Below are 12,496 nucleotides of genomic sequence, written 5' to 3'. Positions count from 1 at the left end.
TAAAGGAATAATACGTTAAATCTAGAATATACAAAACTAGAATGAAAATTGCGTTAAGGAGTGAAGAAAATGGAATATAAAGTACTTGGAAAAAGCGGTTTGCTAGTTTCAGAGCTTTGCTTAGGTACGATGACCTTCGGAAAAGAGGTTAATGAATCTGATTCAATTAAGATGATTCATAAGTTTCTTGATGAAGGCGGGAACTTTATTGATACAGCGGATGTTTATGTTGGAGGAGAATCAGAGCGAATTGTTGGGAAGGCAATTAAGGAAAGACGAACAGAGATTGTGCTTGCAACAAAGGTAAGAATGCGTGTAGGTCCACATCCAAATGATTTTGGTTATTCGCGAAGAAGAATTATGGAAGGTGTTGAACAAAGCCTTAAACGTTTAAATACAGATTATATTGATCTTTATCAATTACATGTTTGGGATAATATAACACCAATTGAGGAAACAATTCGAACTTTAGATGACTTAGTTTCTTCCGGTAAGGTTCGATACATAGGATGTTCAAATTTTTTAGCATGGCAAATGATGAAGGCGTTAGCGTATAGTGACTATCATAATCTTGTCCGTTTTATTTCTGTGCAACCACAATATAGCTTAATTAATCGTGAAATGGATCGTGAAGTTCTTCCTTTATGTAAAGAGGAAAATGTCGGTGTCATCCCTTGGGCACCAATTGGAGGTGGCTTTTTAACAGGTAAATACCAGGCAGGTGTTACACCATCAAGTGGGAGATTAGCGAATGGTGGCGGTGAATCAAGCTGGGAGTATCGTTCAACGGAAAGGAATTTTGCGATATTAAATGAAGTACAAAAGATATCAAATGAGCTTGATAAACCACCAGCACAAGTTGCGTTAAATTGGTTATTAAATAAGGAGGAAATTACTTCACCGATATTTGGTGCCACTAGTTTGGAACAATTTGACGAAAACATCGGCAGTATAGGTTGGAGGTTAACGAAAGAACAGTGGGATAGATTGGATGAAGTTAGCAAACTACCTAGTGAATATCCGACAAGATTTCTTGAGAAGTTTAAAAGATAAGCAACCAAGTTTTATCTTATTTTTAAAAAAAGATACTGTTATACTTTGATGTTGAATTTTAACTGGAGGCATTCGATTTCCTCGAGAGGGACCGGGATTCGTAAACACATGCACCTGTAAGTTCTCCCTTTGACAAGCTTCTCTAAGCAGGAGTCTCATCCCCTCCGCTCCAATCAAAATAATTTTTGACATAGCCATATAAGTAAACGTTTTATAAGTGAAATTGAAAATGTTATGTAGAATCACGTCGTCATTTCCAAGGAAATATTGTCTAAAATGAATAGAATGTCAAATAAAGAAACTCCTCTGAAAATTTTGCAGAGGAGTTTCTTATTATGCTTCTAAAGAGATGGCATAGTATTTTTTTACGAAAGATGGTTGAAGAAATGAACTCTTCTCTTGTAGCCCCTTATGATAAGCCGCATTATAAGAATCAGATTCTACCCAAGCCTTATAGTATTGTTCTTTTTCCCATAATGTTAAAATAATGTAAGTATCGTTTTTTGTCGGACGTAAGACTCGAATTGCTGAAAAGCCTTGCTGTTTTTCAATTATCCGTGCACGGTCGCTAAAGAGTTTTTCGAATAGAGGTTTACCTTCATGAGATACAGGGATGTGGTGAAAGACTGCGAAACTACCAGCAGTTAGCGAGCCATTTGAATCTAATACTTCATATGATTTTGGCTCATTAAAAATTGTTTTCCCATCTGTTTCGTGAAAAAGTATCCCTGTATTCTCATTTGTCATTAGCCTAAGATTTAAGTCGGGGTGAGCTTCTACTAATTTTATCAAATAATGAACAGTCCCATATGTTATGTAAAGCATCATATTTTTCACCTCATCATTCAATATGCAATCATTTCTTTAAAGTATACCAATTATCTTCTCGGCTTGCCTTTTTTTGATTATGACACATATACCTGCCTAATTTTAACAATACTAATTCAAAAGGGGTGAACATAGGTGAAAAAGAAACTTCTTTTATCAGGAATTGTTTTATTTTTTACTGTTTTATTCGCATTTCTAGGGTATTTATTTATTATTTTTATGGGCGATTACGTAATCGATGAAGAGAAATTAGTAATGGATACAGCGTCAACGCTTGTCGATACAGAAGGAAATGAGATAACAAAATTATTTATTGAGAATCGAGAGCTTATCGATATTAATGATGTTCCTGAATATGTTCAACAGGCTTTTATTTCAGTTGAGGATCAACGTTTTTATGAGCATCATGGAATCGATATTCAGGCATTAGGTAGGGCTATATATAAAGATATTTTAGCTGGTGGTAAGGTAGAAGGTGGAAGTACAATTACTCAACAGCTAGCGAAAAATTTATTTCTAACAAATGAAAAGTCATTCCTCCGCAAGACTAAAGAAGCAATCATTGCGATTAATTTAGAAAATCGTTATAGTAAATCAAAATTATTGGAGATGTATTTGAATCAAGTTTACTTTGGACATGGTGCATATGGAATTCAAGCAGCTGCTAAACTGTATTTTAATAAAGATGTCTCACAATTGACCCTTGAGGAAGGGGCATTGCTCGCAGGAATTCCCAAAGCACCGTCAACCTATTCTCCAATCGAAAATAAAGATAAAAGCAGAGAACGGAGAAATGTCATATTAAGTTTAATGGCAGATCAAAAATATATTAGCTATGATGAAGCAGTTCGTACACAAGGGAAAACTGTAAAATTACAAGTTCATCAAAAGCAGGAGAGTCCATGGCTATCAACATATATTGATATGGTTTTTGATGAAGCTGAAGAGAAGTATGCATTGTCAAATGAAGAGTTATTAAGGGGAGGTTATACAATTACTGTCCCCATCCAACAAAATATACAAAAAGCAGCATATGAGTTATTTCAAAAGAACGAGTACTTTCCAGGAACTGATGACAAGGCTCAAGGTGCGTTTATTTTGTTAGATAATAGAACAGGAGGTGTAATAGCTGCTATCGGAGGTCGTGATTATGTACCTAAAGGACTAAATCGCCTTCATGTTAAGAGACAACCTGGTTCAACGTTTAAACCGATTGCCGTTTATGCACCCTCGATTGAAGCAAAGCTATTTCAACCTTATTCCTTATTGAAGGATGAAAAGCAAAGTTATGGTGATTATTCACCAGAAAACAATGATAAACAATATGCTGGAGATATATCGATGTTCGATGCGATCATCCATTCGAAAAATGCAGCTGCTGTTTGGACGTTATCTGAATTAGGAATTGAAAAAAGTAAAGAGTATTTGCAAAAGGTAGGAATTCCGATTAAGGATGATGGCTTAGCAATTGCTTTAGGTGGTTTATCTGATGGTGTCACACCAATTCAAATTGCTAATGCTTATCGGACATTTACGACAAATGGAAAGTATAGCGAGCATCATGTCATTCAAAAAATTAAAAGTCAGGATGGGGAGGTTATTGCAGACCATACAGATAAAGAAGAAAAGGTTTACTCGCCACAAACTGCTTGGGATATGACGCGAATGCTACAGCATGTTGTTAGTGAAGGAACAGCGAAAAGCGGGGAATTTAATGGAGAATTAGCCGGGAAAACCGGGACAACCTCTTATACAGTAGTAGAAGGTGCAGCAAAGGATGCATGGTTTGTCGGCTTTACTGAGAATGTCGTCGGTGCTGTTTGGATGGGATATGACAAAACTGATGAACAGCATTACTTAACAAAGGGGAGTTCATATCCGACAAAGCTCTTTAAGGATATTTTAACAACCGCTAAATGGGATCAAGAAGTTGCCTTCAAAGTACCGAAGGGAGTAGAGGATTTAGAAAGCCCGATTAGATTAGAGGAAATTAAACAAGTTCAAGCGAAATATACCTTTACTCCATTAGGCTTGCTTACATTAACACTTGAATGGGACGCGGCAAAGGATGAACGTGTAGAATATCGCATTTATGAACAGAATGGGAACAAGCAGGAATTACTTGGAACAGTAAAAGGGAAAGGTTACTATGAAATTCCTTTTGCAAATGTATTTTCAACTGCAACATATAAAGTTGCCCCATATAATGTTCAAACGAAAGTAGAAGGAGATGGAAAGGAAATTAATACGCCGAATTTGCTCGGTAAAAAGTAAGAGAAACCCAATTGCAAAAGGGTTTTCGACTATTTTACGACATTTGTCTCTATCATCTATACTTTGTTAGCTGTAAACGTTATAGTTGTATAGAATGAGAAAATAATATAGAATAAGTATTACATTATAATTAGTATTATCTAATAAAGGAGTCAATTGCTTCCTTGCATAGAAAGGTGGACTTTTTGGATGTCTGAACGGAAAATCAATGACACGTTTTTAAAGGCGTGCCGTGGTGAAGAAACAGATTATGTACCTGTATGGTATATGCGACAAGCAGGTCGTTCTCAGCCTGAATATCGAGCGATTAAAGAAAAATATAGTCTATTTGAAATTACTCATCAGCCAGAGCTTTGTGCATATGTAACGAGATTACCTGTTGAACAATATGGTGTGGATGCCGCAATCCTATATAAGGATATTATGACTCCTCTGCCAGCAATTGGAGTAGATGTTGAGATAAAATCAGGTATCGGACCTGTTATTGGTAATCCAATTCGTTCTTTAGCAGATGTAGAAAGGCTAGGAGAAATAGACCCAGAACAAGACGTACCGTATGTTTTAGACACAATAAAGCTATTAACGAAAGAGCAGCTTAATGTACCTTTAATCGGTTTTACAGGAGCTCCATTTACCCTTGCAAGTTACATGATTGAAGGCGGACCTTCGAGAAACTATAACAAAACAAAGGCATTTATGTACTCAGAACCGAAAGCATGGTTTAAGTTAATGGACAAGCTAGCTGAAACGAGTATTGCCTATGTAAAAGCGCAAATTCGTGCAGGTGCAAAAGCAATTCAGATTTTCGATTCATGGGTTGGTGCTTTGAATGTAGCTGACTACCGTTATTATATTAAGCCTGTAATGGAGAAAATCTTTACTGAATTAAAAACAGAGAAAGTACCACTCATCATGTTTGGTGTTGGTGCAAGCCATTTAGCGAAGGAATGGCACGATTTACCGCTTGATGTTGTCGGACTTGATTGGAGATTACCAATTCAAGAAGCACGTTCTCAAGGTTTAACTAAAACATTGCAAGGTAATCTTGATCCTGCCATCCTCCTTTCTTCGTGGGAAGTAATTGAAGAAAGAGCGCGGGAAATTTTAAATCAAGGAATGGATCAAGGTGGATACATTTTTAACCTTGGACATGGGGTTTTTCCGGAAGTAAATCCTGAGACATTAAAGAAACTAACATCTTTTGTACATGAATATTCATCAAATGCAAAGGTGAAAGCATAATTTTTTCTGTGAAATAGGTAACATATATTTCCGAAGATGATAAAGAACTAACTAGAGGTGAAAATTTTGAAGAAAAAAATGGGATTATTAGTTATGGCATATGGGACTCCTTACAAAGAGGAGGATATTGAACGGTATTATACACATATTCGCCATGGTCGAAAGCCAGCCCCTGAAATGCTTCAGGATTTAAAGGATCGCTATGAAGCAATTGGTGGCATCTCTCCACTTGCAAAAATTACAGTTGAACAAGGGGAAAAGCTTGAACAGCACTTAAACAAAATTCAAGATGAAATTGAATTTAAATTGTTTATCGGTTTAAAGCATATTGAACCTTTTATTGAAGATGCTGTAAAAGAGATGCATGAAGATGGCATTACTGAAGCGGTGAGTATTGTCTTAGCACCTCATTTTTCGACATTTAGTGTGAAATCCTATAATGGCCGGGCAAAGGAAGAAGCAGATAAATATGGCATTAGCATAACATCTGTTGAAAGCTGGTACAAAGAGCCGAAATTTATAAAATACTGGTCTGACCGTGTTAAAGAAACATTCACTAGCATGAGTGATGAAGAAAGAGCATTAGCAGTATTAGTCGTATCAGCTCATAGTCTTCCAGAAAAAATTACGAAAATGGGTGACCCGTATCCTGAACAATTAAAGGAAACAGCAGATTTAATCGCAGAAGCAGCTGGAGTAAAAAACTATGCTGTAGGCTGGCAAAGTGCAGGTAATACACCAGAGCCATGGTTGGGACCAGATGTTCAAGATTTAACGAGAGATCTATACAATGAAGGATATAAAGCGTTTGTCTACACTCCAGTCGGCTTTGTTGCTGATCATTTAGAGGTTTTATATGACAATGATTATGAATGTAAAGTAGTTACGGAAGAATTAGGAGCAAGCTATTATCGCCCTGAAATGCCAAATGCAAAGCCTGAATTTATAGATTGCCTGGCAACAGTTGTGTTAAAACAATTAGGGAAGTGAGTAAAAATAAAGCAGTTAGTCCGAAGTGAGGACGTAGCTGCTTTATTTTTTAAATCTCATAGATCCCTTTTGCAGACGATTTTTCGATATCTGAGATCATTGGAAATTGGTAAACAAATATCCCACTTTCGGAAATTTTCCGCGATGCAATTCCTTGTTTGGCAAAATCCTCTAATACCTTTTCGGCCTCTTTAAAATTTAATGAAGTTTCCATTGCTAATTCAGCCGCTGTAATCGAACCATTATGTTTTTTTGCATATTTTAACATTTGGTTTTCGATTAATTGTCTTTTGTACTGCCTTTTATTTTTCATAAATGAGAGATTAAGACCAATTCCAACGATAAGTGGGACAAAGCCTATAATAAGCCATGGTCCAAAATCTTGTGCAATTGTACTTTCCCCTTCTGATATACCGACTAGGGTTCCACCAGTTATCAAAAGTCCAAATACAGTTAGCAGAATTCCGATAATAAGCTTCAAATAGTTCCCCCCCATCTTCATAGTACGCCGTTTATTTCATCATACTATACATATATTAATAGAACTAACACTATTAATATATTCTATCCAAAATATATACTAATTGAAAAGCACTTTTCATTAAATTGGAAAAATGTATGTTGTAAAAACGATGAACCATGATATAATACAAATATACAAAATGACTAAAATGTCCATTTGGTCATTTTTAGGGGTGATTCGATTGAGTATTGATCGTAAGCAACTAATAGTAGAGGCAGCTACTAAATCCTTTTCACAATTTGGCTACAAAGCAACGACAATGGATCAAGTATCTAAAATAGCGAATGTTGGAAAAGGGACAATATATACCTTTTATAAAAACAAAGAGGAGCTCTTCTTTGAAATTATTGAAGGTGTGTTAAAAGATATGAAGGAAGTCGCAGAGAATGCCTTCAATCAGGAAGGATCCTTTTCTGAAAATGTTCATCAAGCATTATATAGTATTTTAGAATTTCGTAAGACACACCAGCTAACAATTAAAATTTTCCAAGAGGGAAATGATATTGGGACACCAACGGTTAAAGAAGGTGTTAAAAGGGTTGAAGATATGATCCTTTCCTATATTAAACAAAAGATTATTCATGCTATCGAAAAAGAGGAATTAAAGAAATGCGACCCTGATATAGCTGCTTTTATTTTATTAAAGCTATACGTATCTCTCATTTTTGATTGGGAAAAGAGACATGAGCCGTTAGAAAAGGAAAAAATTGCACAAATAATTGAGCAGTATCTTCTTAAAGGATTATCTAGCTGATGATCCTTCTCTTTTTGAAAAAAATGACTGAATGAATAATTTAGTCAAGATGGATGTTCTGTTTTTCTGTAAGTTAGGAGGTAAAGCAATGAATTTAATTAAACAAGAGTGGAAAGCATTATTCAAAAATAAAAAGGTATTAATAGCTGTCATTGGTGTACTGTTTGTTCCTTTAATGTATAGTGGTGGATATTTAGGAGCATTTTGGGATCCTTATGGAAAGCTAGAAGAATTACCTGTTGCAGTTGTTAACAATGATAAAGGTGCAACATTTGAAGGAGAAAAGCTTGAGGTAGGAAAGGAACTAGTAGATAACCTTAAAGAAGATCCAAAGTTTAATTGGAAATTTGTAAGTAGCAAAGAAGCAGAAAAGGGACTGGAAAATCAGGACTATTATATGATGATAGAAATCCCTGAGAATTTTTCAGAGCATGCAACAACTTTGCAGGATGATAATCCGAAAAAATTAGAAATGACGTTTAAAACGAATAAAGGCTATAATTTTATATCAGGTCAAATCGGTGAAAGTGCGATTGAAAAAATCAAGGAAGAGGTATCAACATCGATCACCAAAACATACGCAGAAACGATTTTTGATAATATAGAATTAATGGCAGATGGGATTAACGAAGCAAGCGATGGTGCAGCAAAAATCAATGATGGTTCAACTGACCTGAAAGAGGGCTCGGCTAAACTAGATGAAAGCTTACAAGGACTTGTTTCTAAATCGGTAACATTTAAGCAAGGATTGCAGGATGCTTCAAGTGGTACGGGAGAACTAACAAATGGAATTAATAGCTTAGATAGTGGTTTAGCTGCTTTGAAGGAAGGACAGTCAGAGTTATACAACGGATCAGTTCAAGCTGAAAATGGAACATCTCAATTAGTGAACGGATTGGATCAATCGTTAAATGGTTTAAAGCAGTTACAAACATCAATGCCACAACTAACGAATGGAACGGAATTGTTAAAAAACAGTTCGCCGCAAATTGTTGAAGGTACGAAAGCTTTGGCAGATGGAAGTAAAGCGGCAAGTGATGGTGCAGCAAATCTATCGGAAAATTTAGCAAAGGTAACAGGAAATGTGAATGAATTGGTCACAGAACTTCAAGCTTTGCCTTTACCTGATGACAAAAAACAACAACTAGTCGTTCTAGTTGAGTCTTTAAATGCAATAAATCAAGGTGGTCAAGAGCTATCAACAAGTTTAGAGCAACTTGAAGCAGGAGCAAAAAGTTTGAATGATAATGTAGGAGACCTACCTGTAAAATCGGAACAGCTTTATAATGGAGTTTCTGCAGTGGAGTCTGCTGTTAACCAATTAAGCACTGGGCAGGAGCGCCTTTATAATGGAGCCGTTCAGCTTAAGGAAGGGCAAGCAAAGCTAACTTCTGGTTTAGACGTGTTCGGTGACAAGTTACTTGAAGCAAAATCAGGTACTGAACAATTAAAAGGTGGCGGAGCAGAACTTCTAAATGGGATTAACCAACTAGCAGATGGTTCCGTTGCGCTAGAGGAAGGCTCGGTTCAATTAGCTAATGGTGCTAGTCAACTTGATGATGGGGTTAACACTCTTTCTGAAGGAACGAATGAGTTAGCAACAAAATTGAGTGATGCAACTAAGGAAACGAAAGATGCAAAAGGTTCAGAAGAAAAATATGACATGATATCAAAACCAGTACAATTAAAAACCGTTGAGTTAAATGATGTGCCTAATTATGGAACAGGTCTTGCTCCTTACTTCTTATCTCTTGCTTTATTTGTAGGAGCACTGTTATTAACGGTTATTTTTCCATTACGGGAAAAGGCAGGAATTCCTAAATCAGGTTTCTCATGGTTTGCAAGTAAATTTAGTGTTTTATTATTTGTCTCTATTATTCAAGCCTTGCTTGCAGATATGATTCTACTATATGCGTTAGGGATTGAAGTTAAAAGTATCCCGATTTTTATGCTCTTTAGCATTCTAACGAGTTTAACATTTATGATGATTGTCCAATTTTTAGTTACAACAATGGATAATCCTGGCCGATTTATTGCGATCATTATTATGATTTTACAATTAACAACAAGTGCGGGAACATTTCCACTTGAGTTAATTCCAGAAGGATATCAAAAAATTAATCAGTGGCTACCAATGACTTATTCAGTTAGAGGATTTAAGACAATCATTTCTACAGGTAACTTTTCTACCTTATGGCCACAAGTATTTGTTTTAGTAAGCTTTATTATTTGTGGCATGATTGGAACGATAATCTATTTCACGATTAAACTTAAAAAGGAAAAAGCACTTCTTACTGAGTCTGAAGTGATAACACAATAAAAATTAGTTAAAGAGTCATTCTAGTTTGAATGACTCTTTTTATTTGATTTATCGTTAAAAACAAGTGAAGAAATAATAGATTCCTATAAAAAAAGATTGAAAAATAATTCATCTTTTTTTATAATTTAATATGAAAACGTTTCCAAGTGTCAAGCAGGGTGGGCAATATAGAGCCTAAGGGGAGGGAGAAATTTTGTCTACCATTGAAGATGTCGCAAAGCTAGCGGGTTTATCTAGAACAACTGTGTCAAGGGTGCTTAACGATCACCCATATGTTTCAGATGAGAAGAAAAAGCTTGTTCAGCAGGCGATGAAGCACTTGGGGTATGTGCCAAATTCAGCTGCAAGAAGCTTAAGAAATCAGAAGACGGGAATAATCGCTGTGTTAATCCCGAAAATTTCCACGCCATTTTTTAGTCAATTGATAGAAAGATTAGAAATGGCTGCTTCTGTAAAAAATTATCAGTTGATCATCTGCCAAACACAATTTTCAAAACATAAGGAACGTAGTTATTTAGATCTTCTTAAGACGAAACAGGTTGATGGGGTGATTATGACATCCTGTGAAAATGACTGGTCAGTTATTGATGAGCATTTAAATTACGGTCCGATCGTGTTATGTAATGAAATACTTGAGGATGGAAATATTCCGATGATTTATATGGATCAATTTTGCAGTGGATATGAAGTGGCCAAGCATTTACTAGAACAAGGCCATAGCAGAATTGCCTACTGTTCAAACGGTTCGCAAAGCATCGGAATGAAGGCGAGAAAAAGAGGATTTGAAGCCGCTTTAGCTGAGGCCGGGCATCCTTTTGATGATGAATTTTATTTTCAACATTTATCATCAATTACCGATGGTAAACAAGTATTTCAACAAATAAAAGGTCTCACGAATCCACCTACTGCTATTTTTACTGGAGGAGATTCAGTTGCTGCAGGACTTATTTCAGAAGCAAAAAAGCATGGATGGAATATACCTGTCGATCTTGCAGTAGTCGGATTTGATAATATGGAAATTACTGAACTGATGGATCCGATGATTACAACTGTTATTCAACCAGTAGAAGAGATGGCCCAAAAGGCGATTGAGGTTATTTGTGAAAAGATACATAAAAAACAGTATCGTTCATATGAAAGACATGAATTTTCATCTAAACTAGCGATTCGGGAATCGACCATGATAAAGCCTAGGCTAGTTGCGACATCATAGGATGAAACAGTAAAAAAAGATGGTGATTGATAATCGCCATCTTTTTTCGTTTATTCAAATTGTATTAGTACAGATGAGGTAGCAAATGATAGTCTATAAGTTTTTGATATGCAAGCAGTCATGGCAAACATTACTGTAGCATTCATGCTGCTCCTCCATTTCATTGCCACACTCTTTACAGCGTTTTTTAGGTAAATTTCTAAAAAATTCAGTTATTTTAATCAACATGTTATATCCCCCTATGTGTTATATTACAGTCATTGTATTATAACAGTTTAAAACAGTCAACAACTGTTTTATTACAATAGATATTTTTTTCTTCGAGAAGCTTAATAGCGTGAATTCATCATAGAGCTTTAGTAAAATGGAGATATTGATTAAAGTAAAAGCGGGAAAACATCTACTTTACATATAGAAAGGGTGTAAGAGATTTTATGAAGCTAAAGGTTATTGGATATTGGGGAGGCTTTCCTGGTGTTAATGAAGCGACATCAGGATATTTAATTGAATCACATAACTATCGCTTATTGGTCGATTGTGGCAGTGCAGTTCTGTCAAAGCTGCAGGAAACGATTGCTCTTGATGATTTAGATTCAGTTATTTTATCGCATTACCACCATGACCATGTTGCAGATATCGGTCCACTTCAATTTGCCTTTCACGTGACTTCTTTTATAAAAGGAACGAAAAAAACACTTCCTATTTATGGACACAGATTAGATGAGGAAGCATTTAAAAGCTTAACATTTAAAGAGGCAACAAAAGGGATTGAATATAATCCTAATGAAGCTTTAAAGATTGGACCATTTACCATTGAGTTTTTACAAACGATTCATCCAGTACCGTGTTTTGCGATGAGAATTTCAGATGACCGTTCAACGATCGTTTATACAGCAGATTCGAGTTTTAAAGAGGAGTTTATTCCATTTACAAAAGGTGCTGATTTGCTTATTGCAGAATCAAGCTTTTATGCTGACCAAGATGGTACAAACGCTGGACATATGAATAGTAAGGATGTAGCAAAGATTTCAGCAGCTGCAGAGGTTCCACAAGTAATCTTAACTCATTTGCCACACTTTGGTGAGCATGAGAATCTTGTGAAGGAAGCTAGTGAGCTATATAATGGACAAGTTGTATTAGCTTCAACTGGTTATGAATGGTGTACAAAATAAACGGAGGGATATAAATGCTTTTTATTGATAATAAAGGAATTACGGATCCACAAATTAATTTAGCGATCGAGGAATATGCGTTAAGACATCTTGATCCAAATGAAACATATTTATTGTTTTACATAAA

11 protein-coding genes and 1 pseudogene are annotated in these 12,496 nt (G+C 35.7%); 9 read left to right on the top strand and 3 right to left on the bottom strand.

Annotated features, from left to right (window positions below):
* Positions 1-69: 69 nt before the first annotated feature.
* Positions 70-1,053 carry an aldo/keto reductase gene (locus HU235_RS12620; RefSeq protein WP_174880431.1) on the top strand — a complete coding sequence of 328 codons (984 nt, stop codon included), beginning with the start codon at positions 70-72 and terminating at the stop codon, positions 1,051-1,053.
* Positions 1,054-1,386: 333 nt separating this feature from the next.
* Here HU235_RS12620 and HU235_RS12615 read toward each other — a convergent pair whose 3' ends face one another.
* Positions 1,387-1,878, bottom strand: a complete 492-nt coding sequence (locus HU235_RS12615) for an antibiotic biosynthesis monooxygenase family protein (protein WP_233452215.1) — start codon at positions 1,876-1,878, stop codon at positions 1,387-1,389.
* 138 nt (positions 1,879-2,016) lie between these two features.
* Here HU235_RS12615 and HU235_RS12610 point away from each other — a divergent pair, with 138 nt between their 5' ends.
* The 3 genes from HU235_RS12610 (at position 2,017) to hemH (ending at position 6,387) form a co-directional block, all read left to right on the top strand.
* Positions 2,017-4,155 carry a transglycosylase domain-containing protein gene (locus tag HU235_RS12610; protein WP_233452214.1) on the top strand — a complete coding sequence of 713 codons (2,139 nt, stop codon included), beginning with the start codon at positions 2,017-2,019 and terminating at the stop codon, positions 4,153-4,155.
* A 189-nt stretch (positions 4,156-4,344) separates the two neighbouring features.
* Positions 4,345-5,397, top strand: coding sequence for a uroporphyrinogen decarboxylase (gene hemE, locus HU235_RS12605; protein WP_174880429.1), 1,053 nt, complete (start codon positions 4,345-4,347; stop codon positions 5,395-5,397).
* A gap of 63 nt (positions 5,398-5,460) precedes the next feature.
* Positions 5,461-6,387 carry a ferrochelatase gene (hemH, locus tag HU235_RS12600; RefSeq protein WP_174880432.1) on the top strand — a complete coding sequence of 309 codons (927 nt, stop codon included), beginning with the start codon at positions 5,461-5,463 and terminating at the stop codon, positions 6,385-6,387.
* A 49-nt stretch (positions 6,388-6,436) separates the two neighbouring features.
* Here hemH and HU235_RS12595 read toward each other — a convergent pair whose 3' ends face one another.
* Entirely contained in the window at positions 6,437-6,868 is a 432-nt protein-coding gene (locus tag HU235_RS12595; RefSeq protein ID WP_174880428.1) for a hypothetical protein, read from the bottom strand.
* A gap of 223 nt (positions 6,869-7,091) precedes the next feature.
* Between HU235_RS12595 and HU235_RS12590 the strand changes: the two genes are divergently transcribed.
* The 3 genes from HU235_RS12590 to HU235_RS12580 all read left to right on the top strand — a co-directional run bounded on the left by HU235_RS12590 (position 7,092) and on the right by HU235_RS12580 (position 11,197).
* The gene (locus tag HU235_RS12590) at positions 7,092-7,664 is read left to right on the top strand and encodes a TetR/AcrR family transcriptional regulator (protein ID WP_095300968.1); all 573 of its coding nucleotides are present in this window, start codon (positions 7,092-7,094) and stop codon (positions 7,662-7,664) included.
* Positions 7,665-7,752: 88 nt separating this feature from the next.
* Positions 7,753-9,984, top strand: a complete 2,232-nt coding sequence (locus HU235_RS12585) for a YhgE/Pip domain-containing protein (RefSeq protein WP_174880427.1) — start codon at positions 7,753-7,755, stop codon at positions 9,982-9,984.
* A gap of 193 nt (positions 9,985-10,177) precedes the next feature.
* Positions 10,178-11,197, top strand: a complete 1,020-nt coding sequence (locus HU235_RS12580; RefSeq protein WP_174880426.1) for a LacI family DNA-binding transcriptional regulator — start codon at positions 10,178-10,180, stop codon at positions 11,195-11,197.
* A gap of 93 nt (positions 11,198-11,290) precedes the next feature.
* Here the strand turns inward: HU235_RS12580 and yhfH are convergent, their stop codons facing one another.
* The gene (gene yhfH, locus HU235_RS12575; RefSeq protein WP_095303629.1) at positions 11,291-11,425 is read right to left on the bottom strand and encodes a protein YhfH; all 135 of its coding nucleotides are present in this window, start codon (positions 11,423-11,425) and stop codon (positions 11,291-11,293) included.
* Between the two features lie 206 nt (positions 11,426-11,631).
* On the opposite strand from yhfH, the gene HU235_RS12570 reads away from it, so the two are divergent.
* Entirely contained in the window at positions 11,632-12,369 is a 738-nt protein-coding gene (locus tag HU235_RS12570) for an MBL fold metallo-hydrolase (protein WP_174880425.1), read from the top strand.
* 14 nt (positions 12,370-12,383) lie between these two features.
* A pseudogene (locus HU235_RS12565) lies at positions 12,384-12,496 on the top strand (lipoate--protein ligase); the annotation flags it as partial.

Source organism: Metabacillus niabensis (assembly GCF_902829255.1).
Taxonomy (GTDB): Bacteria; Bacillota; Bacilli; order Bacillales; family Bacillaceae; genus Metabacillus; species Metabacillus niabensis.
The sequence above is the reverse complement of the archived record's forward strand: the minus strand, read 5'-3'. Positions and strand labels throughout refer to the sequence as shown.

Excerpts from the sequence above, each read along its gene's own strand:
- HU235_RS12620 (WP_174880431.1), top strand. The coding sequence starts at position 70 with ATGGAATATAAAGTACTTGGAAAAAGCGGTTTGCTAGTTTCAGAGCTT.
- HU235_RS12615 (WP_233452215.1), bottom strand. The coding sequence starts at position 1,878 with ATGCTTTACATAACATATGGGACTGTTCATTATTTGATAAAATTAGTA.
- hemE (WP_174880429.1), top strand. The coding sequence starts at position 4,345 with ATGTCTGAACGGAAAATCAATGACACGTTTTTAAAGGCGTGCCGTGGT.
- HU235_RS12585 (WP_174880427.1), top strand. The coding sequence starts at position 7,753 with ATGAATTTAATTAAACAAGAGTGGAAAGCATTATTCAAAAATAAAAAG.
- yhfH (WP_095303629.1), bottom strand. The coding sequence starts at position 11,425 with ATGTTGATTAAAATAACTGAATTTTTTAGAAATTTACCTAAAAAACGC.
- HU235_RS12570 (WP_174880425.1), top strand. The coding sequence starts at position 11,632 with ATGAAGCTAAAGGTTATTGGATATTGGGGAGGCTTTCCTGGTGTTAAT.